The organism is Acetobacter fallax (genome assembly GCF_011516735.1).
Classification (GTDB): Bacteria; Pseudomonadota; Alphaproteobacteria; order Acetobacterales; family Acetobacteraceae; genus Acetobacter; species Acetobacter fallax.
The window spans coordinates 199,882-225,058 of the sequence record NZ_WOSX01000001.1; the positions used below are offsets into that span (position 1 = coordinate 199,882).

16 protein-coding genes are annotated in these 25,177 nt (G+C 57.1%); 10 read left to right on the forward strand and 6 right to left on the reverse strand.

What is annotated here, in order from left to right; all coding sequences use genetic code 11:
* Positions 1 to 140 precede the first annotated feature (140 nt).
* Entirely contained in the window at positions 141 to 2,783 is a 2,643-nt protein-coding gene (gene mutS, locus GOB85_RS00940) for a DNA mismatch repair protein MutS (RefSeq protein ID WP_173575944.1), read from the forward strand.
* Positions 2,784 to 2,824: 41 nt separating this feature from the next.
* The gene (locus GOB85_RS00945) at positions 2,825 to 5,755 is read left to right on the forward strand and encodes a [protein-PII] uridylyltransferase (RefSeq protein ID WP_173575731.1); all 2,931 of its coding nucleotides are present in this window, start codon (positions 2,825 to 2,827) and stop codon (positions 5,753 to 5,755) included.
* 30 nt (positions 5,756 to 5,785) lie between these two features.
* Here the strand turns inward: GOB85_RS00945 and GOB85_RS00950 are convergent, their stop codons facing one another.
* Positions 5,786 to 6,265, reverse strand: a complete 480-nt coding sequence (locus GOB85_RS00950; protein ID WP_173575732.1) for a type II toxin-antitoxin system RatA family toxin — start codon at positions 6,263 to 6,265, stop codon at positions 5,786 to 5,788.
* Positions 6,265 to 7,272, reverse strand: coding sequence for a lipoyl synthase (gene lipA / locus GOB85_RS00955; protein WP_173575733.1), 1,008 nt, complete (start codon positions 7,270 to 7,272; stop codon positions 6,265 to 6,267). Before lipA ends, GOB85_RS00950 begins: the two co-directional genes overlap by 1 nt.
* Before the next feature lie 256 nt (positions 7,273 to 7,528).
* Between lipA and GOB85_RS00960 the strand changes: the two genes are divergently transcribed.
* The 3 genes from GOB85_RS00960 (at position 7,529) to GOB85_RS00970 (ending at position 11,308) form a co-directional block, all read left to right on the forward strand.
* The gene (locus GOB85_RS00960) at positions 7,529 to 9,754 is read left to right on the forward strand and encodes a UvrD-helicase domain-containing protein (RefSeq protein ID WP_173575734.1); all 2,226 of its coding nucleotides are present in this window, start codon (positions 7,529 to 7,531) and stop codon (positions 9,752 to 9,754) included.
* A gap of 115 nt (positions 9,755 to 9,869) precedes the next feature.
* Positions 9,870 to 10,784, forward strand: coding sequence for a 50S ribosomal protein L11 methyltransferase (locus GOB85_RS00965; RefSeq protein ID WP_173575735.1), 915 nt, complete (start codon positions 9,870 to 9,872; stop codon positions 10,782 to 10,784).
* Positions 10,781 to 11,308 (forward strand): GNAT family N-acetyltransferase, encoded by a 528-nt coding sequence (locus GOB85_RS00970; protein WP_173575736.1) that lies wholly within the window; start codon positions 10,781 to 10,783, stop codon positions 11,306 to 11,308. Before GOB85_RS00965 ends, GOB85_RS00970 begins: the two co-directional genes overlap by 4 nt.
* Before the next feature lie 477 nt (positions 11,309 to 11,785).
* On the opposite strand, the gene GOB85_RS00975 is transcribed toward GOB85_RS00970, so the two are convergent.
* The 3 genes from GOB85_RS00975 to GOB85_RS00985 all read right to left on the reverse strand — a co-directional run bounded on the left by GOB85_RS00975 (position 11,786) and on the right by GOB85_RS00985 (position 15,650).
* Positions 11,786 to 13,576: an ABC transporter ATP-binding protein gene (locus GOB85_RS00975; protein WP_173575737.1), complete on the reverse strand. Its 1,791-nt coding sequence runs from the start codon at positions 13,574 to 13,576 to the stop codon at positions 11,786 to 11,788.
* 182 nt (positions 13,577 to 13,758) lie between these two features.
* The gene (locus GOB85_RS00980) at positions 13,759 to 14,928 is read right to left on the reverse strand and encodes a CCA tRNA nucleotidyltransferase (protein ID WP_338421600.1); all 1,170 of its coding nucleotides are present in this window, start codon (positions 14,926 to 14,928) and stop codon (positions 13,759 to 13,761) included.
* An 86-nt stretch (positions 14,929 to 15,014) separates the two neighbouring features.
* Positions 15,015 to 15,650, reverse strand: a complete 636-nt coding sequence (locus tag GOB85_RS00985; RefSeq protein WP_173575738.1) for a DUF1285 domain-containing protein — start codon at positions 15,648 to 15,650, stop codon at positions 15,015 to 15,017.
* A 109-nt stretch (positions 15,651 to 15,759) separates the two neighbouring features.
* Here GOB85_RS00985 and GOB85_RS00990 point away from each other — a divergent pair, with 109 nt between their 5' ends.
* From GOB85_RS00990 to GOB85_RS01005, 4 genes are read left to right on the forward strand one after another with little or no spacing between them, the layout of a single operon-like run.
* The gene (locus GOB85_RS00990) at positions 15,760 to 16,803 is read left to right on the forward strand and encodes an AAA family ATPase (RefSeq protein ID WP_242011187.1); all 1,044 of its coding nucleotides are present in this window, start codon (positions 15,760 to 15,762) and stop codon (positions 16,801 to 16,803) included.
* 2 nt (positions 16,804 to 16,805) lie between these two features.
* Positions 16,806 to 17,852, forward strand: a complete 1,047-nt coding sequence (locus GOB85_RS00995; RefSeq protein ID WP_242011188.1) for a DUF58 domain-containing protein — start codon at positions 16,806 to 16,808, stop codon at positions 17,850 to 17,852.
* 4 nt (positions 17,853 to 17,856) lie between these two features.
* Positions 17,857 to 20,805, forward strand: a complete 2,949-nt coding sequence (locus GOB85_RS01000; protein ID WP_173575740.1) for a DUF4159 domain-containing protein — start codon at positions 17,857 to 17,859, stop codon at positions 20,803 to 20,805.
* A gap of 7 nt (positions 20,806 to 20,812) precedes the next feature.
* The gene (locus GOB85_RS01005) at positions 20,813 to 23,014 is read left to right on the forward strand and encodes a VWA domain-containing protein (protein ID WP_173575741.1); all 2,202 of its coding nucleotides are present in this window, start codon (positions 20,813 to 20,815) and stop codon (positions 23,012 to 23,014) included.
* A gap of 49 nt (positions 23,015 to 23,063) precedes the next feature.
* Here the strand turns inward: GOB85_RS01005 and GOB85_RS01010 are convergent, their stop codons facing one another.
* Positions 23,064 to 24,482, reverse strand: coding sequence for an MFS transporter (locus tag GOB85_RS01010; RefSeq protein ID WP_173575742.1), 1,419 nt, complete (start codon positions 24,480 to 24,482; stop codon positions 23,064 to 23,066).
* Between the two features lie 289 nt (positions 24,483 to 24,771).
* Here GOB85_RS01010 and GOB85_RS01015 point away from each other — a divergent pair, with 289 nt between their 5' ends.
* Entirely contained in the window at positions 24,772 to 25,077 is a 306-nt protein-coding gene (locus GOB85_RS01015; RefSeq protein ID WP_173575743.1) for a CsbD family protein, read from the forward strand.
* Positions 25,078 to 25,177: the final 100 nt, after the last annotated feature.

Below are 25,177 nucleotides of genomic sequence, written 5' to 3' on the forward strand. Positions count from 1 at the left end.
CAGATCGTTCAGACCAGGCAAGAAGTTATGATCATCAATGAAATACCTGTGTCGGGGAGTGAATTTTGAAGACAGAGACTGAGCAGAACGTGCCGCTGAAAACATCCGACAGGCTCTCTCCCGATGGCGCCTCGCCTGCGATGGCTCAATGGTTTGCGCTGAAAGCGGAGAACCCGGAATTCCTTCTGTTCTTCCGAATGGGCGACTTTTACGAACTGTTTTTCGACGATGCAATTGCAGCTGCTTCAGCTCTTGATATCGCACTGACTGCCAGGGGCAATCATGCCGGAGAACCGATCGCGATGTGCGGCGTACCAGTGGCAGCCGCTCCCTCCTATCTTTCACGCCTCATTCGGCGCGGCTTCCGTGTCGCTGTCGCTGAACAGACGGCAACATCTCCATCGAAAAAAACTGGAAAAGGCAGACCGGGACCGGCCCAGAAAGGTCCCCTTCCACGGGCCGTTGTTCGTCTGGTCACGCCAGGTACGCTCACTGAGGACGAACTTCTTGAACCTGGCAGATCCAATCTGCTCGTGGCACTGGCGCAGGAAGGCAACGGACGCGGCAGCACTGATGTCCGGGGAGCGGCGTGGATCGACATTTCCACGGGACAGTTTGAAACGGCGTCCTGTAAAACGAATGATCTCGGGCATTTACTGGCCAGGCTTGATCCGGCTGAAATTCTGGCGCCCCCGGACTGCAATCTTGGTGATTACGAGGCACGGCGTCATCCCGGCGCTATACCACCTGCGGCTCACACCGCCCGGACCCGGCTGGCTGAAATTTTCAATGTTGCCAGCCTTGATGCTTTCGGCACCTTCACGGACGCTGAAGCTGCGGCAGGTCTCATGGCGGTCGAATACATCCGCCGATCGCAGGCGGGTACTATGCCGCGACTATCTCATCCCCGGCCGCAGACCGAACAGGATACGCTGGGTCTGGACCCGGCCACACGAGCCAGCCTCGATCTGTTGCGAGCGCGGGATGGCGGAAGCCAGCACACTCTTTTTTCGGCAGTAAACCGCACCGTCACAGCAGCCGGAGCGCGGCTGCTTTCCTCCTGGATCGCAGCTCCCCTCACCAGTCCGGAACGTATCACGGCCCGGCAGGCCTGCTGGGACTGGCTGCGGCACGACAGTGTCAGTCTTGACGCGTTACGACAGGTTCTGCGCGGCGCTCCGGATATTGACCGTGCACTGGGCCGACTGTCGGTCGGGCGGGGCCAGCCGCGTGATCTCGCTACCCTGCGGGATTCCGTCAGCGCCGCGCACAGTGCAGTCTCGGTGATTGAGGCCGTGCAACACGGGAAACGTCCCGCGCTACTGGAAACGGCACTGAAAGCCCTGCGGGGCGGCAGTCTGCTCGAACGGGAACTGGACCGTGCACTTGCGGATGAGCTGCCGCCACGCGTCGAAGATGGCGGCTTCATCGCATCAGGCTACGATGGAGAACTTGATGCTCAACGTGCCTTACGAGACGATTCGCGCCGTGTGATCGCGGCCCTTCAGAACGAGTATGCTCAGCGCTTCGGCGTAGCGAGCCTCAAAATCCGTCATCACGCACAGCTTGGTTATGTGATGGAAGTGCCATCTGCGGTCGGCGCGCGTCTGCGAACCCGCGGGGATCTCAGTTTCCGACAGGGCACGGCCAGTGCTGCCCGGTTTTCCACAGAGGAGCTCGTTGATCTCGATTCGCGAATTGCCGAAGCCACTGAGCGTGCCACTATCCGTGAGCGGCAGATTTTTACGGCGCTTATCGCCAGAGCACTTGAAGAAAAGGAATTACCCCTGCTGGCAAGAGCTCTTGCCCTTCTGGACGTCGTGCAGTCCAGTGCGAGCCTGGCAACCGGGGGAACGTGGTGCCGTAGTAAAGTCGATGACAGCATGGCGTTCGATCTCAGCGCGTGCCGGCATCCGGTCGTCGAAGCCGCGCTTGGCACCGGCACCCGTTTTACAGCGAACAGCTGCTCTCTTGAGCCCGATCATCGGGTCATGTTGCTGACAGGCCCGAATATGGCGGGCAAGTCGACTTTTCTGCGTCAGAATGCTCTGACTGTAATCCTCGCGCAGGCAGGTCTCCCGGTCCCGGCAAAAACAGCTCACATCGGCGTTGTCGATCGTCTGTTTTCGCGTGTCGGTGCGTCGGATGATCTCGCACGAGGCCGGTCAACCTTCATGGTCGAAATGACAGAAACGGCAGGAATCCTTAATCAGGCCAGTCCCCGGTCTCTTGTCGTGGTGGATGAAATCGGACGTGGAACCTCCACTCTGGATGGACTTTCGATCGCATGGGCCGTTCTGGAAACCATGCATTCGACTCTGCGCTGCCGAACGATTTTCGCCACTCATTTTCACGAACTTGCGCAACTCTCCGAGACGTTACCCCGGCTCTCGCCACATACGATGGCGGTCCGGGACTGGAAAGGGCAGGTCGTGTTTCTCCACGAAGTTGTCCCCGGCTCAGCGCGTCGCAGCTGGGGCGTGCATGTTGCCCGACTGGCCGGGGTGCCACACCCGGTGGTGGAGCGTGCCGCCCGTCTCCTGAAAGAACTTGAGCAGGATCATTCCGCCGGACAGCGCACCCTGCCACTTTTTGACGGACATCAACCGGCCGCCGATATCGCGTGCGAGCCCGATGATCCGAGCAAAAATGTCACAAGGGACATTTTCGAGCAGGTGCTTGGTCTTGATCCTGATTCTTTGTCTCCACGGGAGGCCCTGGCCGCGCTATATCAACTAAAAAGCGTGGCACTTGAAGCCGCAGGCCATTTGACCCGACCATAGACTTTCCTCTCCTCCGGATTTTCGAGCCAGATCTGAACGCAATGCCCAGTCTTCAAACAACTGCCCTTCCTGGCGTTTCAGATGTCCTCCATTTCGGAGCAGCCGAACCGCTATCTCCTGAAAGTCTGGCAGCCGGTCTGTCTGCCGCGCTGCTTGAGGCACGGGGAACGGCTGGTTCTATGCCGGCACGTGATATTGCCCTGGCCATTTTCCGACGTCATCTGGGTCGGTATCAGACCGATGTACGGACGCGATTCGAAAATCGCGAACTCAAGGGCGTAGAAGCGGCCAGAGCTCTTTCAGCTTTTGCCGACGAACTCGTGAAAGCACTTGCCCGATTTGCCGGAGAGGCTCTCGGGGTCGGGCATGAACCACTCGATCAGATCGTGGTTGCAGCTACCGGAGGCTACGGCAAACGTATGCTCGCGCCCTTCAGCGACATTGATCTGTTATTTCTTACTCCTGAACATCCGTCTCGTACGATGCTTAGTCTCGTTGAATATATCCTGTATTTTCTGTGGGATATGGGACTGAAGGTTGGTCATGCGACACGGTCAATCAGCGAATGCGTATCCCAGGCTGAGCAGGATACCACCGTGCGTACAGCGCTGCTGGACGCTCGTCTGTTAATCGGAAGTTTCAGCCTCTTTGCCATGTTTGAGGCACGTTTCATTGTAGCATGCGTCGAAGCGGGCTCGGCCCGTTTTATCGCTGACAAGCGGGCTGAACGGACGGAACGGCATCGCCGGTTTGGCGAAAGCCCCTACCTTGTTGAGCCCAATATTAAGGAAGGCCGCGGCGGCCTTCGTGACATGCAGACGCTTTACTGGATGTGCCGCTACATTTTCGGCACCCGGCATGTTTCAGATCTGCTCGCACCTGAATTCACCCGTCTTGGATTTCTGACTGAGCAGGAGGCCGCCCGTGCCCGCCGCTCGTGGGATTTTCTGTGGACTGTCCGTCTTCACCTGCATTACGTGGCTGGCCGCGGCGAAGACAGGCTGACTTTCGATATGCAGCCAGTTGTCGGCGGTCGCATGGGCTATACGCGGCATGGTCGCCAGAACGGCGTCGAACGGTTCATGCGGCATTATTTTCTGACTGTACGTGAAGTTATGCGTCTTACGCATGTGCTGGAGCCAACGATTATGCGCGTGGCCCAGGGACCCGCCGCGCATGTCATGAAGGCCGATGAGGCGATGCGTGAGGCTGGCTTTACACTGATCGACGGGAAAATACTGCCTGATCGGGGCGTATCATGCGAAGCTACGCCCCTTAAAATGTTCGAACTTCTGGAATGGGCACGGTCCCGCCATCTCGCGCTTCATCCCCTGGCGAGGCAGCAGTTGATTCGCTGGGAGCGTAGGGCCTCTGCTCTTCGGACCAGCCCGAGAGCCGCAGAAATTTTCCTGTCTCTTCTGTGTGATGATCGCCCTGTGAAGTCCCGGCGACTGCATATTAAAGACACGAAGGATGACCTCGCAGCACATGAAATAGAGCAGAACCGCCATCTTGATCATGTGCACTGGCTCCGTGTCCTCAATGAAACCGGCCTGTGGGGAGCACTCATTCCGGAGTGGTCCCGGATCGTTGGTCAGATGCAGTTTGACACCTATCATATTTTCACTGTCGACGAGCACACGATTGAGGCCATCCGCATTCTTCGCTGCGTCGAAAATGGCTCGATGGCAGATGAAATCCCGGTTGCATATGAGCTTGCGCGGGATATCCAGTCCCGACGTGCGCTCTATATGTCGGTCATGCTTCATGATATCGCCAAGGGACGCGGCGGCGACCATTCGGAACTCGGCTCAGAAATCGCCCTTGAACTCTGCCCTAAACTTGGCCTGTCCGGCGAAGAGACCGAAACTGTTTCCTGGCTTGTTCTTCAACATCTGCTGCTTAGTCACACGGCCTTTCAGCGTGATATTGATGATCCAAAAACCATTCTCGACGTCGCTGACGTTGTGCAGTCGCCAGAACGCCTGAGGCTGCTGCTGCTGCTTACCATCGTCGATATGCGGGCTGTCAGTCCGCGCGTCTGGAACGCCTGGAAGGCGACTCTCCTCCGGGAGCTCTATACACGCGTTGCGGAAGTTCTGGAGGGAGGGCTTGCCACTCCTGAACGTGATGTGCGCGTTGCGCACAGCAAGGCCATGCTCGCTGAACTTCTGTCGGAAGAAGGCGCTTCAAAAGCGGAGATCGACCACTTCCTTGAACTTGGCTATGCGGGTTACTGGCTCTCGTTCGATCAGGAAACGCAGCTTCGACATGCGCGCCTGATCAGCGAAGCGGAATCCCGCTCGGCCCCCTTCGTGATCGAGACACAGCCCCTGCCCTCCCGCGGGGTCACCGAGGTCACAATTCATACTCATGATCACCCCGGCCTGTTTGCCGAAATAGCGGGGGCGATGGCGCTGGCGGGAGCATCCATCGTGGATGCGCGCATCCACACACTTACCAATGGCATGGCCCTCGACACATTGTGGATTCAGGATGCTTCCGGAGAGGCTTTTGACGAACCTCATCGTCTCGCTAAACTTTCAGCACTTGCTGAGCGCGCATTACGTAGCAATCTCGACATACAGGCAGAAATCAAAAAAAATAATCCGGTCCAGACAATGTCCCGCACGCGGGCAATTCATGTTCCGCCACGAGTCGTTCTCGATAACCGGGCTTCCAATTCTCATACAGTCATCGAAATCAACGGACGGGACAGGTCCGGACTGCTGCATGATGTCGCCAGCGCCCTCAATGACCTGAAGCTGCAGATCGCTTCCGCTCACATCACAACGTATGGAGTCCGGGCGATTGATGTTTTCTACGTTAAAGATCTTTCAGGCATGAAAATAACAGACGAACGGCGCCTTGCTGAAATCCGTGAGCGACTTCTCGTCGGCCTCAGAAAAATCGAGGAAAAAATCAATCTCAGCCATAGCGAGCCTGAACTGACAGCGGCTTTACCTGAATAAAAGCTGCTTATGAAGCCCGGAGGCGTAACATCAGCGCTGAAGAGCTGAGTGTTCCCTGCCGGTCGGCTGTGCCAGTTGTGACGGTCCGTAAATTTCTCTGGCACGTTTGATGAAAGCGGAAACCATCAACCGGACCGCTTCGTTGAACACAACCCCGATAGCGGCCTGAAGCAGACGTGAACGAAATTCAAAATCAACGAAAAAATCGACCAGGCATCCTTTCGGATCGGGCGTAAAAGTCCAGACGTTATTGAGATAACGGAATGGTCCCTTTTCATAGGTCACCCGAATAACGCGAGGCCGCTCAAGCGCCACACGTGATGTGAATGTCTCGCGAAAAGGCCCGAACCCGACAGTCAGATCTGCGACGAGTTCCGTTGATGTTTTCGACACAACCCGGACATTCGTGCACCATGGCAAAAATTTCGGATAGTTTGTAACATCGGCGACAAGATCGAAAATCTGCTCAGATGTATAATTGAGCACACGACGTTCAGAATGCGTAGGCATCAGAAAGCATCCGTCCGGACTGCTTGCATGGTAACAGAATCCTCTTTCTTCAACTGCAACTCTCTTGCTGCACGAAGAGCGGCGAAATCAGCGTCAGCGTGATAAGATGAGCGGGTCAGAGGGGTGGCGGCGACCTGAAGAAATCCTTTCGCACGCGCCATTGCCGCGTAGTCAGCGAATTCATCAGGAGTCACAAATCTGGCTACTGCTGCGTGCTTTACCGTGGGCTGAAGATATTGTCCCATGGTGATGAAATCGATATCCGCGATACGAAAATCATCCATAACCTGTGACAGTTCGGCTTTTTCCTCTCCCAGACCGAGCATCAGACCTGATTTCGTGAAGATCGACGGGTCAAGCTGTTTAACGCGATCAAGCAGTCTGACAGACTGATAATACCGTGCTCCTGGCCGGATCGTGGTGTAGAGCCGCGGTACGGTTTCAATGTTGTGATTGAAGACATCAGGACGGGCTGCCACGACAATTTCGAGAGCTCCTCGCTTACGCAGGAAATCAGGTGTCAGAACCTCGATCGTCGTCTCAGGCGATGCAGTCCTGATCGCTGCTATGACCTGAGCAAAATGCTTTGCTCCGCCGTCTGCGAGATCATCACGGTCTACCGAGGTGATCACGACATGGCGCAGTCCGAGTTTTGCAACAGCATCTGCAACGCGGGTCGGTTCATCCGCGTCCAGCGCGTTTGGGAGACCGGTCGTCACATTGCAGAAAGAGCAGGCCCGCGTACAGATCTCCCCCATAATCATCATGGTGGCGTGCCGCTGAGACCAGCATTCTCCGATATTTGGACAGGATGCCTCCTCGCAAACCGTGACAAGCTTATTGTCTCGCATAAGCTTGCGCGTCTCGTGGTATACGGGATGATTCGGCGCTTTAACCCGAATCCAGTCCGGCTTACGCGCAATCGGATTATCGGGCCGGTGCGCCTTCTCGGGATGGCGCGCTGCCTGTACATTACTGCGGTGATCAATCAGAACGCGAACGCTCATAGGTTCCTGTCCAGGCGCGAAATTATGTTCCTCCACAAGTGAGACGACCGGGATCAATCGTCAAGCACTGTCTCCGCAGAGCGCGGGCAAGGTTTCGCGAGCAGACATGCAATCCTTGTCATGATACGGGTAAACATCACCGCGCCGGCTATGCGCCTTCCTGCACGTTACCGGTGACCACAAGGTGTCCGGATTTTGCGACGTGCCTTACAGGGCGGCATTCCGGACTATCATTTCAGTCAGTCCGAAGAGTTCCGTGACCACACAATCTCATCTCGAACGCCTTAATCCAGAACAGCGAGCCGCTATCGAGACCACTGAGGGGCCGCTACTCGTGCTTGCCGGCGCGGGCACAGGTAAGACAAGGGTTCTGACAACGCGGTTCGCGCATATTCTGCTTTCAGGCAAGGCAAAACCCTGGCAGATTCTGGCTGTTACCTTCACCAATAAAGCAGCACGGGAGATGAGAGAGCGGATCTCCTTACTGATCGGTGAACCTGCCGAAGGGCTGTGGCTGGGCACCTTCCACGCCCTGTGTGCCCGCATGCTGCGTCGGCATGCTGAATATGTCGGGCTGAGGAGTGGTTTTCTCATCCTGGACACTGACGATCAGTTGCGACTGGTGAAGCAGGTTATCGAGCCCTGGCGGATCGACGTGAAACGCTGGCCATTGCCGGGTCTGCTTGGTGTCATTCAGCGCTGGAAAGATCGTGGCCTGACACCTGATCGCGTAACAGCCGCTGAAGACAACGGGTATGCTGACGGGCATGCCCAGGCCATTTATGCTGCCTATCAGACCCGGCTCCGCGAGCTGAACGCATGCGATTTCGGTGATCTCATGCTCCATATTGTGGAGATCCTGCGCACCCGTCCGGATGTTCTTGAGCAGTATCACCGACTCTTCCGCTATATTCTCGTTGACGAATATCAGGACACAAACACAGTCCAGTATTTGTGGTTGCGCCTGCTCGCGCGACGTAATGATGCACCTTCAAATATTTGCTGTGTCGGGGATGATGACCAGTCCATCTATTCCTGGCGTGGGGCTGAGGTAGAAAACATCCTTCGTTTCGAAAAAGATTTTCCTGGTGCGAAGATCATCCGGCTTGAAAGAAACTACCGTTCGACAGCACAGATTCTTGGCGCGGCCGCAGGTCTGATCGCCCATAACGATGGACGTCTCGGGAAAACCCTCCGCCCCGGGCGGGAAGACGCTGAGGGTGAGCCTGTGCAGATTGTGAGCATCTGGGACTCGGACGCGGAAGCACGGGAAGTCTGCAAACGAATTGAAGCGCTTCGGCGTGATGACCACACTCTCCGGGAAATTGCCATTCTTGTCAGAGCAGGCTTTCAGACGCGTGCTTTCGAGGAACGGCTTGTTCAGTTTGGTATTCCTTATCGCATCGTCGGTGGTCTGCGCTTCTATGAACGTGCCGAAATTCGCGATGCCCTCGCCTATATGCGGGTCCTTGTTAATCCGGTGGATGATCTTGCATTCGAACGCATTGTCAACGTTCCCAAACGGGGCGTCGGCACGGCCGCCCTTCAGAAGCTGCACGCCGAGGCGCGCACAGCGCGATCCGGTCTTGCGGTCGCCGTAGAAAATCTTCTGCAATCAGGCGCATTTCGTGGGAAATCTCAGGAGAAACTTACCTCTCTGATGCAGACATTTGCGCAACATCGCCGGGTTCTTGAACGTGAGGGCCATATTGTTGCTGTTAATGGCCTCCTTGAAGACAGCGGTTACATAGAAATGTGGCGGACAGATAATTCACCTGACGCGCCCGGGCGACTTGAAAACCTTAAAGAACTGGTCCGGGCACTGGCGGATTTTGGCACGCTCGGAGAATTTCTCGAACACGTCGCGCTCGTGATGGATGCTGAAGGCGCAGCAGAAGAAGATCGTGTCTCCGTCATGACGCTGCATGGCGCCAAAGGACTGGAATTCGACACCGTTTTTCTGCCAGGCTGGGAAGAAGGCGTCTTTCCCTCCCAACGGACTCTCGATGAAGGTGGTGATAAAGGCCTGGAGGAAGAACGGCGGCTTGCCTACGTGGGCATTACGCGGGCACGCCATCGGGCGATCATTTTGCACGCTGCAAGTCGGCGGATTTATGCGAACTGGCAGGAATCGATGCCAAGCAGATTCCTTGATGAACTGCCAGATGAATATGTCGAACGTGAAGGTGAGACCGCAACACGACGCGAGAGACAGGATTATTCAGGTTTCTTCCGGAGTAGCGTATTCTCTGACAGCCAGAACAGCACGATGGCTCCTCTTATCGCCAGAAAACGGCGAACCCCCGTTCATGAAGATCTCATAAGCAATACGCCTCAGATCGGTGTCGGCGCACGGGTCTTCCACCAGAAATTCGGATACGGCGTGGTGATCAGCGCTGATCACGGTGCAACTGAGGTTGCATTCGAAGAGGCCGGAACGCGCCGTGTCATGTCATCTTATCTGCAAACAGTATCTGGCTGAGGGATGGATGCCGGAAAGGCCGGCCTCTGGTATTTATTCCCCAAGCCCTGATATTCAGCTGACATTCGTGGCCGGCTCCCGGCTGCGGGACCAGCCCACCGGGAGGATCAGCCTGATGACCGTCACACGTTGCAGACATGCGACTGAACTTGAAACGATTTCCGTGACTGTACCCGAGTCAGGGGTTGAGGCTTATGAAACGGCAATCGGTCTTATCTGCACGACGGTTGGGATTTTTGAATTTGACGAAGCCGAAAAGCTCTGGCGCGTCGAAGGCGTCAAAGATGTCGGTCATGCCGAGGCAGAGTTGGCAGCGGCACTGACGATCGCAGAACTGACCAGCGGCATCGCGGCTGAACTGGAGCGATCTTATACGGAGCCCGAAGGCTGGCTGGCCCGGACCTATGAGTCGTTCCCTGAGCAGAATGTTGGTCGACGATTCACGATTCGGGGCTCTCACCTTAATGAGCAGTCGGCCACGAATCGTATCATCATCACACTTGACGCCGGCATGGCTTTTGGCTCTGGCGAACATGGCTCCACCCGCGGATGCCTTCGGGCTCTTGAGCAGATCGCTTACAGAAATCCGCAGCATATTCTTGATCTCGGCTGCGGTTCCGGGATCCTGGCCATGGCGGCGGCGGCCCTGTTTCACCGCCATGTCCTGGCGACAGACATCGATCCCTGGTCAGTCCGCATCACAGCCGCCAATGCTGCCCGCAATGGCCTTTCCCGACTCGTCGAGGCGCGGCTCGGCAATGGCTGGTCCACTCCGCAGATACGGCGGGAAGCACCTTTCGACCTTGTTTTTGCCAACATTCTCGCCCGCCCACTCTGTTTGATGGCCAGAGACCTGGCAGCAAACCTGGCTCCGGGCGGCACTGCTATTCTCGCGGGACTTCTGAATTCTCAGGTGCGCATGGTGCTTGCCGCGCATCACCGCTGCGGGCTTGTGCTGGAGAAGCATCTGCACGAGGGCGACTGGGGAACACTGATATTTCGTAAACCGCTTCGGATGCACTCCTCATGAGCGTTGTCATCAGGCCAGCCGAAGAATGGGACATTCCGTCAGTCCTCGAAATCACGAATCAGGCTATCCTTGATACAACGGCTCTGTGGGTCTCCAAACCGTATACGTATCAGGAACGCCTTCACTGGTTCCGGCAGCGCCGGGACGATGGCTGGCCGGTTCTGGTCGCGCATGAAGCGGGTCAGGTGCTTGGCTTTGGATCTTACGGCCCGTTCCGTTCCTACGAAGGATACGCAAAGACTGTCGAGCATTCTGTGTATGTCGCGGCAGAAGCCCGAAAAATGGGTGTCGGGCGGGCTCTCCTGGAGGCTCTCGTCGCCGAAGCCACGCAACAATCCATGCATGTCATGATCGGAGCGATCACAGCGGATAATGTGGCGTCCGTTGCCCTGCATGAGCAGTGCGGCTTCCTTAAAGCAGGCATCCTGCCGCAGGTTGGAGCAAAAGCTGGCAACTGGCTCGATCTTCTGTTCATGTATCGTATCCTGAAGCCAGAGGCTGAAACAGCTTATGATTTCATCTGAGTCGGCGACTACGCTCCGATAGCCGATCAATGCAGCTCTCTCTGGTAGCTTTTCGTTACGCGATGCAGTGATGATCTTCTGACGGCAGCAACCGGTTCCATGCCTGCCACGCTATTATTCGAAGACCGCAGGGGACCGCGATCGATACGGAGCAGGAAGGAACATGGCCGGTACCTTTGACGTGTTCCTTCAAAGGCTGCATCAGCCGGAACCTTTCCTGCGGCACTGATCAGGATGGCTTCCAGGGCCTGGAAACGCGCTCACACCTATGTCCAGACCGCTGAAGGCAACCCGGGTTGCGATTCTTGTCCACGCATGGCTTCATCGTCAGGTAGAGGATGTCGGTAACGCCCGTTACTGATACCGACGGTCAGGGCACACCATACCGACACAACCCGTTGAAGCGGCGTGGAATGACATTGTGCCGCTCCTGCTGGCGCATGCTGTTATGGAACAAAATTTATAGAAAATCGGCGCCTATCCCTCCAGTCCCTGGCTCCTGACAAGACGCGCATAGAGACCGTTCGCAGCCACGAGATCAGCATGGTTACCGCATTCGATGGCCTGGCCGCCGTCCATTGCCACGACGATGTCTGCTGACCTTACCGTAGACAGTCGATGTGCTACGACGATCGTCGTGCGACCGGTCCGTAGCTCCGCGAGCGCATCCTGAACCAGAGCCTCGTTCTCGCTGTCCAGAGCGCTGGTCGCCTCATCAAGCAGCAGCAGACGCGGGTTGCGCAGAAGCGCCCGCGCAAGTGCGACCCGCTGACGCTGACCACCGGAAAGCCTCCCGCCACCAGGACCGACTCGTGTGTCAAAACCGTTTGGAAGGTCGAGAATGAAAGCTTCCGCCGCCGCCAGACGAGCAGCCTCGCTCACCTCTCCGTCTGAGGCCGACGGGCATCCCATCAGGATGTTCTCGCGCACCGAAACGTCAAAGAGCAGAGTGTCCTGACTCACATACGCAATCGCATCGCGGAGCGCATCCAGCCTGACGTCACGCAGATCCGCACCATCGAGAGTGATCGCGCCATCTGAAACGTCATGGAGCCTCGGGATCAGCGACAAAGCTGTAGATTTTCCAGCACCTGATGGGCCGACAAGAGCAATTGTCATTCCAGGCTGCGCATCAAACGACAATCCCCTCAGACCCATGCGGCCATCCGGATAGCGAAAGGACACATCCCGGAACTGCAGATGCCCCTGGCCGGGCGGCAGCACGGTGGCATCTGGTCGCTCTTTTACAGCAGGGGGTTCGTCGATAACGGAAAATATCCGTGCGAGACCGGCAAGACCTTCCTGCAATGCCGCATTTAGCGCCCCAAGCGCTCTGAGCGGGCGGGATGCAAGAAGAAGCGCCGCCACAAACCCGGAAAAATCGCCCAGGGTCGCTCCACCCATCGCGGCGCGCCAGCCGGCGAATCCAAGAACCGCCGCGACAGCGGAACCACCAAGCGCCTCCAGGAGCGGATCGACTCTCGCACGTCCTCTGGTGATCTTCACAAACGCCTCGTGCAGAAGATCGAAGGAGCGATCGGCCCGCATCTGTTCGCGGTCCTCCAGACGATACACACGGACAGTGCGGGCCTGAGAAAAACTCTCAGTCAGGAGGGCGGCTGTTTCGCCAATCTGCTCCTGCACATTGCCTGAGGCACGGCGCACACGTTTGCCCAGTTTCTGGATAGGAATAGCCGCTACAGGATAAAGGAGTGCCGCGATCAGACTGAGCTCCCAGTCCATATAGACCATGGCGGCGATCAGCCCGACGACGGTCACGACGTCTCCCAGCGAGTTCACGGCCCGGACCATCGCCTCCCGAATAGACACGGCATCGGTTGTGAAACGCGCTGCAATCGACGCGGGTGCTTCCCGCTCAATACGGGCCACATCGGTTACCATAAGGTGACGGAACATCGTGCCCTGCAGGCTACGAATGACGACGAGCACAAGCCCCTGCGTGGCCAGCGTCTGCCCGTATTGCGCAGCTGATTTCGCCAGCGTAATAGCGACCACGAGCAGCGGGACCTGGTACAGGATGCGCTCATCATGTGTGGAAAACATATCCAGAGCCCGTTGGATAACCAGCGGATACAGCGCGGTAAGCCCGGCTGTCAGCACTGTCAGACCGATGACCGATCCAATCCGGCCGCGATGACATTTCACCTGCTCGCGCCAGAGCCGGCCAAGGAGAGTTCTGCTGTCATCAGGGAGTAATTTGCGCCCGGAGCGCGTGGCTGAAGACTGAGCTGGCGACACGACATTCATTCGCGTCCTCTACCAGCGACACCTGCCCACGCAAAGACGGCAACACTGATGACGGCGCGAACTGAAATCCGGGATATTGGGAGATGTCGGACCATTACGCATTGAAATCAATAAAAATTTTAATTTTTATCTTTTAAAACCATTATCTTAGACAAGATTTCTTATGATCGCGTCCAGGAAACTCACCTACCCGTGGCCAGTTCGTATTTCGCGAATGTAAGGCAGGCTTTTTTTCCTTCGTGACAACCGCCGTCCAGCCACCACTGGCGGACAACGCTCAACACTTCCCCAACCCGAGGACCCGCCAGGACACCCAGAGCGACGATATCCCGGCCGGCAAGAGGAAAATGCGGTTGTTCCCGCATCTTCAGGCGACATAGTAAAGCGACCCAGTCTTCGCGGGCAATTGATGTCAGACCATGCTGTTCTGCTTCAGCCCGAGCCAGCCACGTCCGGCCCGTCAGAGAGCTACGCGGGGTGTTGGCGAGCAGGCGGGCGATGTCATCATCGTCCTTCGCGTTTTGAGGCGTCGGAATGGGATATCCGGACATAGAAATCACCTCCGTTGCCCCGGATCGGGAGAGGCGCAGTCGGTGAACACAACGTTCGATCATATCCAGGGTGGCGCCAGCACCTTTTAGCAGCGCCGCAAGACGCAGCGATTCGTCACACGGCCCACCGCAAGCTATCAGCGATGCAAGAAGAGCGATGGCGGTATCATCCCGGCCGGTCAGTTCAGGAAAGCACTCACCCAGCACTCCACTTCGGGCCATCAGTTCGAGCATTTGCACGACATGGGGTCCGACCAGAATTCGTCGTAATTCGGCCCACACACGTTCTGCTGACAGTTTCCTCACCAGGACGGCGCAATCAGAAATTGCATCCAGAGTTTCCTGATCGGGCTCTGTACCACCAAAACGTCCCTGAAACCGAAAAAAACGAAGAATTCTAAGCGCGTCTTCCCGTATTCGCTCTCGTGCATCACCGACAAATCTTATGCGCGACATCCTCAGGTCATGCTGGCCACCAAAATAGTCATGGACCTGCCCGTTCAATCCGCACGACATTGCATTAATCGTGAAATCCCGGCGTGCTGCGTCTTCTCTCCAGTTTCGCGTCCACGCTACCTGCGCATGGCGGCCATCGGTCTGCTCGTCCCTTCGCAAAGTGGTAATCTCAAAGTTATTTCCCTCAATCACAGCCGTCACAGTGCCGTGCGAAAGCCCGGTGGGAATGACTTTGATGCCACCATTCCGCAAAATTGAAGAAACCTGTTCCGGCGGCTCAGGGGTGCCAAAATCAAAATCCGCAACATCGGTATTCAGCAGAAGATCCCGAACAGCCCCACCCACGAGGCGCGCTTCGGGCAGGAATTCCCATATTTTTTTTAAGGCCGGAAAAACGGATAAGTCCTCAAGGAGTATGTGCTGCCCGTTACTCACAGGAACACGTCTTCACCATCAGAATGGTCCTCATCCTTACGGTCGCACGGGGCACGCGCGAGCGGGAAAAAAACTCCGCTGCTCCAGACACCCAGACAAGGCTCGCCACGGCAACATCCCGGTTCTGCCAGTGCGGCCAGTTCATACCAGACGGACCGCGACACCCGTGCTTCGACCGGAAACTCACCATCACCCGCACGAACCGTCAGATACGGCGGCGATGCATTGTCACAGGCGTCAAACGGCACATCCCACCGGGCTCGCAAAGGATGATCCGGCCCGGCAACCACAACAGCATCTACATTGGTTCTGAAACACAGCACCTGTTGACGACCTGATCCGCGCCAGTCCATTTCAATGGCGACAAAAGGAGCATCTTCTACGTCAATCGTGCCTTCTTCGACCGGCGTTCGAAGCCAGAAAACGCCATCGGCGGCACGTCGCAGCGCGGACGCAAACAGGCAGACCATTGGCTTGCGGCGAATGAGGCTGCCCTTGTAAAGCCAGGCTCCGTCTCGCCGGATCAGAAACGGCAGCTTTCCGCACTGATGCGGCGATCGTTTTACGCCTTCTGCCTGAACCTCTCCGCTGAGGCCAGACCCACATTCTTCTGGAAAACTGTCTCGCGTCACGATCCATTAACTCACATCTGTTTGCCTTGGCGCCATACGGATATAGGGTTGCCCCCCGGCTTGATGTAAGCCCCGGACATGTCAGACTGGACCCATGACGCCAGATACAATGCCGATTCAAACGATCTCTTTCTCACCGGACGCAGGTTCCGGTTCACCGGGTCTCGCGCCGGACATAGCCGCAGCCGCCCTGCGGGCAGACCGCGTTACTGAGCAGTTACAGGCTGTCCGCCAGGAAATTGGTCAGGTTGTGTTCGGACAAAATGAGGTCGTGGAGCAGGCGCTCGTCAGTATTCTGGCCGGCGGTCATGCCTTGCTGGTTGGTGCCCCCGGGCTCGGAAAGACACTGCTCGTTACCACATTTGGAACGGTGCTTGGGCTGGACGCACGTCGCGTGCAGTTTACGCCTGATCTTATGCCATCTGACATTACTGGCAGCGAAATCCTCGACGAAGATTCGGGTGGACACCGTAGTTTTCGTTTTGTCCCTGGTCCGGTGTTCTGTCAGTTGCTGATGGCCGATGAGATCAATCGTGCGAGTCCACGCACGCAGTCCGCTCTGCTCCAGGCGATGCAGGAACACCGCGTCACCATAGCGGGCACAGAGTATGCGTTACCTTGTCCGTTCCATGTTCTGGCGACACAGAATCCGATTGATCAGGAAGGCACATATCCCCTTCCTGAGGCGCAGCTCGACCGCTTCATGCTGCAGATCCAGCTGACTTTCCCGGAAGCTTCCGACGAGCGCGCGATGCTTCTGGCGACAACCGGTGCTGCGCAGACCGCAGCCCGGCAGGTTCTGACCGTGGAGGAATTGCTTGCTGCGCAGGCAATGGTTCGCCAGTTACCGGTAGGCGACCGGATTGTAGATGCCATTCTGACGCTCGTGCGGTCGGCTCGCCCGGAAACAACAGATGTGGCTACAGTCCGCGATGCTATCGCCTGGGGTCCGGGTCCGCGGGCTGCACAGACGCTCATGCTGGCGACACGTGCCCGGGCACTGCTTGATGGCCGGCTGTCACCGGATCTTGATGACATTGCGGCTCTCGCACGTCCCGTGCTGGCGCATCGGATGGCGCTGAGCTTCGCCGCCAGAGCCGATTCGGTGCGCGTCGAGGACGTGATCGACAACCTCGTCGAACGTCTGGGCTGATTTTGGCTCCTGAAACGCCGCTTACGGGACGTCGGTCCGGCATTTTTTCCCGCATCTTTTCGGGTCTGCGTAGCGGGGTTGCGCCCACGCAATCCCGTTCTGCGTTCTTTCACAATCCGGATGATGGAATAACAGGATCAATCGCGCCACTGGCCAGTGGCGCAGCTCAGCTTGCGGCGCGCCTGCCTGGACTTGTCGTTCACGCTGAACGGATTGCCGCAACTGTCGCTGCCGGACAGCATGGCCGCCGCCGCGCAGGACCGGGCGAGACGTTCTGGCAATATCGTCCGGCGCAACCCGGAGAGCCTGTCACACGCATTGACTGGCGGCAGTCCGCGCGAAGTCACCGTGCCTATGTCAGAGAGACTGAAGCAGAAATCGCCCAGACTGTATGGCTGTGGTGTGATCTCAGTCCTTCTATGGCCTGGTCGTCATGTCCGGATGACGGCCAGACCCAACATCCACAAAAGCGAGACAGAGCAATCCTCCTTCTTCTGGCGCTCGCTACTCTTCTGGAAAATGGCGGCGAGCGAGTGGGTTTACTGACGTCTGACGGCCCGGCCATGCTACCGCCGGACGCAGGCCGTATTGCGACCAGACTGGCCCTGTCGCTAGGTACACTCGCCGGGCGTCCCTCACAGTCGCTCCCATTGGCAGCGATGCTTCCCCGATTTGCGAAACTAATTATCGCGAGCGACTTTCTCGGAGCCCGGACCGGGTTGCCGCATTTGTTTCGGCATCTTGCCGCCCGTCCGGTATCGACACAACTTTTACAGATAGTCGATCCAGCCGAACGGGATCTTCCTTATGCGGGACGTATCCGCTTTGTGGGCACGGAAGATGAGCCTGATCTCACCCTGCCACGTGTAGAAGCTCTGAGACAGGATTACGGAAAACTCTTTTCTGAGCGGCAACAGTATCTTCGCACGCTTGCAGACGCCAGTGGTCATGCACTTCTGACGCATGTCACTGATCAGTCACCAGCGACCGCGCTGCTAACGCTCAGCAGTTCTCTCACCGGGCAGATCCGCCCGGGGATGAGAGGGTAATGAAATGATTTTTCATTCCCCTGCCCTCCTCGCGGCATTTGTTCTGCTTCCGGCTGTATGGTGGCTTCTGCGAGCCCACCCCCCCGCGCCTCGTACGCAGATTTTCCCTCCGATCGATCTTCTGCGCCGCCTGAAGCCGGAGCAGAACGATGCCGCCACACCACCGCTGTGGCTCCTGTTACTTCGTCTTCTGGCTGTTGCGCTTCTGATTACCGGACTGGCTGGACCGGTTCTGCCCGGTCAGCCTGTAGCGCTTCCTGGAAATGGAACGCTGCTTCTGGTAATCGATGACGGACTGATGTCAGCCTCAGACTGGGCTGAGCGAAACAACGCCGCTCATGCAGTTCTTGATGCGGCCTCACATGCCGGACGCCAGGTAATCTTTCTGCGTACTGCTCATGATGACGGCTCCGACTCCCGAACCGGCAATGCTTCGGGTCTGCTTCCTGTCGCATCGGAACGCGCCACAACAGTGCTGGATGCGACACGGCCTTCTCCATGGAACCCTCGCCGTGCCCGGGCCGCGCAGCAGTTGCAGGCTCTCGCGAAAACAGGGACAGCAATTGGAGCAATAATTTATATAAGCGATGGTATCGCTTCATCCGGACCGAATGGAAAACAGGCCGACGATGCCTTTGCCACGGCTCTTCGCGCATCAGGTCCGGTCCGGGAAATCCGCTTTCATTCCGACAGCCCCGTCGTCCTTGTGTCCGCAAGAGATACTGTCGTCTCCCAATCCTCCGACGCTCCGGCGACCGCAGCAACCGCTTCAAAGCAGAATACACCAGGGGTCATGGCGCGTCTCGTCACTGTTGCGGCAAAGACACCTCGCAGAATGCGTATACGGGCACACAGCCAGGACGGCGGCACGCTTGCGCTGACAGATGTTACGATCCCGGCGGGAGAAGAAAGCGTTGCGGTTCCGGTTACTCTGCCTGTCGCGATGCGCAATCGCATCGATATGCTTTCTGTTGACGGCTCCCCGTCTGCCGCTGCGACACTATTGCTGGACGAAGGAGATCGTCTTCGTCCGGTTGGTCTGATCTCTACCGGAGCCAGTGACACCCCCCTGGTGGGATCATTGTTCTATCTGCGACGTGCGCTTGCTCCGACAGCTGATCTTCGTGAAGGCATTACGGCAACGCTCCTTACACAGCCTTTGTCAGTGCTGATTGCACCGGACGGTTCTCTTGCGGATGCAGATACGCGTCACCGGGTTGCTGAATGGGTGCGTAATGGCGGCACGCTCATTCGTTTTGCCGGACGTACAATAGTGGGGCATGAAGACGAAGCCACTGAGGCTGATCAGCCGGATACGACGCTGCCAAAAGAGACCCCGGTTGAAAATACCCTTCTTCCGGTTCCTCTGATGCCGACCGCACGACAACTCGGTGGCACCATGTCCTGGGGCAAGCCGCAAAATCTCGCGGCATTTTCGTCTGACTCTCCTTTTCACGGTCTGACAATCCCGAAGGACGTCACTGTTTCACGACAGGTTCTGGCTAAACCGGCAGCAGATCTCCCGATGCATAGCTGGGCACGGCTGGCTGACGGCACGCCTCTTGTCACTCACGCTATGTATGGGAAAGGTGACATTGTCCTTTTTCATGTGACGCCTACTGCCGACTGGTCAGATCTGCCTCTTTCGGGCCTGTTCGTTGACATGCTTGATCGCCTCGTTGAACACGCAGCAGGTGTGGATGCTCCGGTTGATGACACCATTCTTCCGCCGGTGCTCACGCTTGACGGAGATGGTGTTCTCGGGCCACCGCCGCCGTTTGCGCGTGGGCTTACTGCGAGCAGGTTCGGGACTGAGCCACCATCACCGGAACACCCGCCCGGTCTGTATGGCTCGCGGGCCAGTCGCCGTGCGCTTAACGTTGGTGATACTACGAGCCACCTCATCCCTGCCGTTCCGGTTGGTACGGTAACGGATCCGGCCGGGCATCGGCCTGACCGCGCTCCCGGACCTGCTCTGCTGGCCGCTGCGCTGATTCTTCTGAGTGTTGATGCAGGGCTGACCCTGTTTTTGCGGAGGCAATCTTCCCCCTGGGGCCTTACTGGTCGACGGAATGCTGACAGGCAGAAAAGAGTGCTTCAGATATTTCTGATTACCAGCTCACTCTCCTTCTTTGTCAGGCCTGTGCAGGCTCATGCGCAGGAAAGTGGCACTTCGCAGCAGCATGCCAACGGATCTGTGGGTGAGCAAAACCCGGCTGTTCCAGGGGCGGCTCTTGAAACCCGTCTGGCTTACGTCATTACCGGAAATAGCGAGGTCGATACTGTGTCGCGGGAAGGGCTTCAGGGTCTTTCCGGCTATGTAAACAACAGGACATCGGCTGTTCTGGGGCACCCGGACGGCGTGAGACCGGGTATCGACAATCTTTCTTATTATCCTCTTCTCTACTGGCCGATCGTTCCCGGAACACAGACGACGCAGGTCATGACATCTGCGCTGACATCTTTTATGGCACATGGCGGTATGATTATCATCGACACACAAGGGGTCGACACCACCGCAACTGCCGATAACGATGGTCCATCGGCAGCAGCCGGCGAAGCACCAGGCAGTGCGACAGCGCTCCGGCGCGCGACATCCGGGCTACCTGTCCCGCCACTCACCAGGCTCAACGATCATCACGTTCTCAGCCATACATTCTATCTCCTGCATGACTTTCCGGGCCGTTACGCCGGTCTGCCTGTCTGGGTCGCACGTGAAGGCGAAGCTGAAAATGACGATGTCAGTCCGGTGATTATTGGATCATCCGACTGGGCGCATGCCTGGGCCGTCGACGAGAACGGAGATACCCGCTTCGCCGTTATTCCCGGCGGCGATGATCAGCGTCGTACGGCTTATCGATTTGGCGTCAATGCCGTCATTTATGCCCTGACTGGCAATTATAAGGCTGACCAGGTCCACGTTCCGGCTATCCTGAAGCGTCTCGGACAGTGAACGCGACATGATCGTTACTTTCATCCACAGCCTTGGCTTTGCACCGCTTTTGCCGCGCTGGCTCCTGCTTATTCTTACAGGACTTTGCGCCATTGCTGTTATGGCCGGGCTGGCAGCGCATATACGTGGAACGCTTTTGCGAGGGCTGGCAGCGACAGTTGTGCTGCTCTGGCTGTCCGGACCACAGACACTGCACGAAACGCATCGTGATCTTCCCGAAACTGCGCTGGTCATCGTTGACCAGACCGACTCAATGTCGATCCGCAACCGGGCTGCTATTTCACGGGCGGCTGCGCGTATCCTTGGTGAACGGGCGCGCGACGGGCTTGCACTCCGCGTCGTCACAATCCACGGCGAACGAACAGGCGGCACACATCTGTTCGATGCTCTCTCTCAGGCTGCTGCTGATATTCCACCGGAACAATTCGCCGGCGCTGTCATGATCACGGATGGTCAGACGCAGGATGTCCCGAATGATATTCCTGAGCGGCTGGCACCACGCGACGAACATGGCACTATCCCGACTTTACCTCTGCATGTACTTCTGGCCGGGCATGGCGAGGAAACTGACAGACGACTCAGGATTTTGCAGGCACCGCCATACGCAATCGTCGGGCAGACAGCTTCTCTGCGCGTGCAGGTTGATGACCTGGGACCAGGCACGCACCCCGGAACGCAGGCAACTGTCACTCTGACCCAGGATGGGGGCGATAAACTGGAGGTGCCTGTTCAGACTGGCATGCCTCAGGATATTTCACTTCCGGTCTCGCACCCGGGCGAGATTCTTGTCGGTCTTTCCGTCTCTGCGCTACCAGGCGAGGTCTCGACTGTAAACAATCAGAATGTGGTCAGCATTAACGGCGTTCGGGACCGGTTACGGGTTCTTCTGGTGTCCGGAACACCGAATCAGGGTGAGCGCGTGTGGCGCCGTCTGCTCAAGGCCGATCCGTCTGTCGATCTGGTTCATTTTACCATTCTGCGTCCCCCGGACAAGGATGATGGCACGCCGATGTCCGATCTGGCCCTGATCGCTTTTCCAGTGCAGGAGCTGTTCCAGAACAAGATCGGTCAGTTTGATCTCATCATTCTGGATGGCTTTGAAAACCGGCATATTCTTCCACCTGTCTATCTGCGCAATATCGCGCGCTATGTGCGTCGTGGCGGTGGTCTGTTTCTAATCGCCGGTCCTGAATTTACAGGCCCGAATTCGCTCCAGGATACGGTCGTAGGCGATGTTCTCCCTGCGCATGTACCGTCTCTGGCTCCTGTGGACCCCATGGAAAGTTCCGGTGGGATTGTTGTACGACGTTTCCGTCCACAACTTACGGATGAGGGACGCCGCCATCCGGTGACGGCGGAGCTGCCCGGAGCGCCGCCGCACGCGTCTGTTGATGTGCCGGACCAGCTCACGCCGGCGCGCGAAATACCAGGAGAATGGGGTCCCTGGTATCGTGCTCTGCGGCCAGATTCATCGCATGGTGAAACCTTGATGAGCGGACCGGACAAATCACCATTGCTTATTCTGGATCATGTCGATCAGGGCCGGGTCGCGCTGCTGCTTTCCGATCAGATCTGGCTCTGGTCACGCGGGGAATATGGTGGTGGGCCACAGGCTGAATTACTGCGCCGTATCTCACACTGGCTGATGAAAGAGCCCGATCTTGAGGAAGAACGCTTGGAGGCACGGATCAGCGATGGCACACTGACCATCACGCGTCATAGTGAAACGGCCGCAGCGCTCCCGGCAATCACCGTTACGGCTCCTGATGGTGCGAAGATATCTCTGCAGTTGCATCAGATCTCTCCCGGGGTTTCGCAAACACAAACAGCTGCGGCACAGCCCGGAATCTGGCAGGCTGATGACGGCACTCATCGGGCATTCGCAGCTCCAAAACTGACAGACCCGCAGGAGTTTGCTGATCTGCGTCTTACTGCCAGCCACGTCGCATCAGTCGTTGCACGCACGGGCGGAGAAATTGGATGGCTGGGAGATAATCCTGACAAGCCTGAAGTACCGGCCTTACAAATCGGAACCGTCCCTGCCGGAACCATGAATAGCGCGCCTGTTACGAGCGGGACATTCTCGTTTCCACAACGACATGCTCATGTGCTGACCGGCACCAGTGCGACGCCGCTTTTGCCAGCGTGGCTGATATTGATGCTGGCCGTCCTTGCGCTGGGTTCCGGATGGTACCGCGAAAGCCGCTGACCTGAATCAGTCTCTTTTGGAACTATCTTTATTTTCAGGCATTGCGTGCCTACTTCGCGGGGACGTCATTTTTTGGTGGCACATGGCCGCTTACACTCGCGCCTGCATTACGAGCCAGCATGGCAGCCGATGGCACAGCAAGCAAAGAGATCGCGCCCGTGACGAGAAGTCCGGCATCGAAATCGAAAGCGTTTACCTGAGTATGTCCGCAAACAATTCTCGAAACAGTGACAGCCAGCGCAGCGATGCAGATCCCGGCTGACAACATGATTTGCTGGAATGTTGAGTAGAAGCTCGTTGCAGCACTCATTCGGCCTTCGGAAAGATCGGCGTAAGCGATTGAGTTATAAGCGGAAAACTGAACTGCCTGAATGGCTCCTGAGCATATCAGCACAATCGTTAGCGGCCAGACCGGCCATCCAGGCCTGATGGCGGCAATAAGAGTAAATGTAACGGCTGCGCTACATCCGGTCAGCATCATCACATTGCGGAATCCGAAGCGCCGAAAAAGGTGCGTCACATAAAGACGCGAGCAGATTGCCCCGACAGGCGCGGCGAAGGCCACAAGGCCACTCTGCGCAGGACTTAGCCCGAAACCGATCTGCAATAACGATGGCAACAAAAACGGCAATGCGCCAACGGCAATGCGACTTGCTGCACCTCCTATTACCGACAGCCGGAAGGTCGGAACGGTCATCAGACTGAAATCCAGCAACGGATTGGGGCAATGCCGCATATGGTGGAAATAGGCCCCGAACAGTCCCATACCAGTCAGCGACAACCCCGCAGAGAGCCAGTACGGCCGTGTATTATGACTGATCATCTCTGCACCGAAAGACATCAATGCGAGGCCGCCGCCGGCCAGCAGCATCCCCAGCCAGTCAAACGGTTTTACATTCATTTCTCTGATCTGTGGGATATGGCGCCAGGTCGCAAAAAGCCCCACCACCCCGACGGGAACATTGATGTAAAACGTCCAGCGCCACGACAGTGCCGATGTGATGAAACCACCGAGAACCGGTCCCAGCATGGGGCCAAGCGTGGCGGGTAACATCATCCACATCATCGTTTTCAGAAGCTCTGACCTTGCCACACTGCGGAGAAGCACGAGGCGTCCGACAGGCACCATCAGAGTCCCCCCGATGCCCTGAAACATCCGGCCCGCAGCGAGCATAGGCAGATTTGTCGCCTGCCCGCACAGCACCGAGCAAATTACAAACAAGGTTATAGCGGCTATCAGCGTGGTCCGGCTGCCGAATTTATCGGCAACAGCACCGGAAGCAGGAATAAAAATGGCCAGCCCGATAATATAAGATGTCAGAGCGACAGATGCCGAGACCGGATCAACATGAAGGGACTGCGCGATTGACGGGAGAGCCGTTGCCAGAATCGTTCCGTCAAGCTGTTCCATCAACAGCAGGCTGGAAATGGTCAGGGCTATAATCTGCGATCGTCCCAAGGGTAGCATGACTGGCCAGAAACCTTGTTTTCAATCTGAGCGCAACAAAACTCCAGCCCATATCGCCCTCGGGTTCTCAACTCTGCGTTTCGATCCTGGTAGCGTCTTTCCGGAAACGGAACCAGCATCTCCGCGTTACAGAACCAGTGGACAAGGCCGGGACCTGCTACACGCATGACAACATGACTTCGCCCGGAAAAACTTGCATCCAGATGGATGTATGGTTCCAAATAGCAGTGTTGACTCCTCGCATCGGAATTCGTCTTTCTGCTGCGTCAAAAAAGAAAAGGGTAACCTTATGGCTGACGATAAAATCAATCCAATCAAAGAGAAGCTGGAAGGCGCTGTCGATCAGGCTAAAGGCCACGTGAAAGACGCGGCGGGTGGTCTCACGGGTGATTCCAGCCTTCAGGCGGAAGGTAAAGTGGACCAGCTCGCGGGCATGGCACGCGAGGAATTTGCCGATCTCTATGAAGAAGGCGAAGGGCTGATCGAGAAAGGGACTACATTCATTCGTGACAAACCTCTTCTGTCACTCGGAATTGCCTGGTTCGCTGGCACCCTGTTTGGCTGGTGCCTGATGCCTCGTCGCCGGAAGGCCTGATTGCAGCCAGAAATCTGACCAGCCGGCGGTATCTGCAACGCCACTTTCTGTTCCCGGATCCGGGTTTCCAGTAGTTTACTGTCATATATTTCTGCTGACG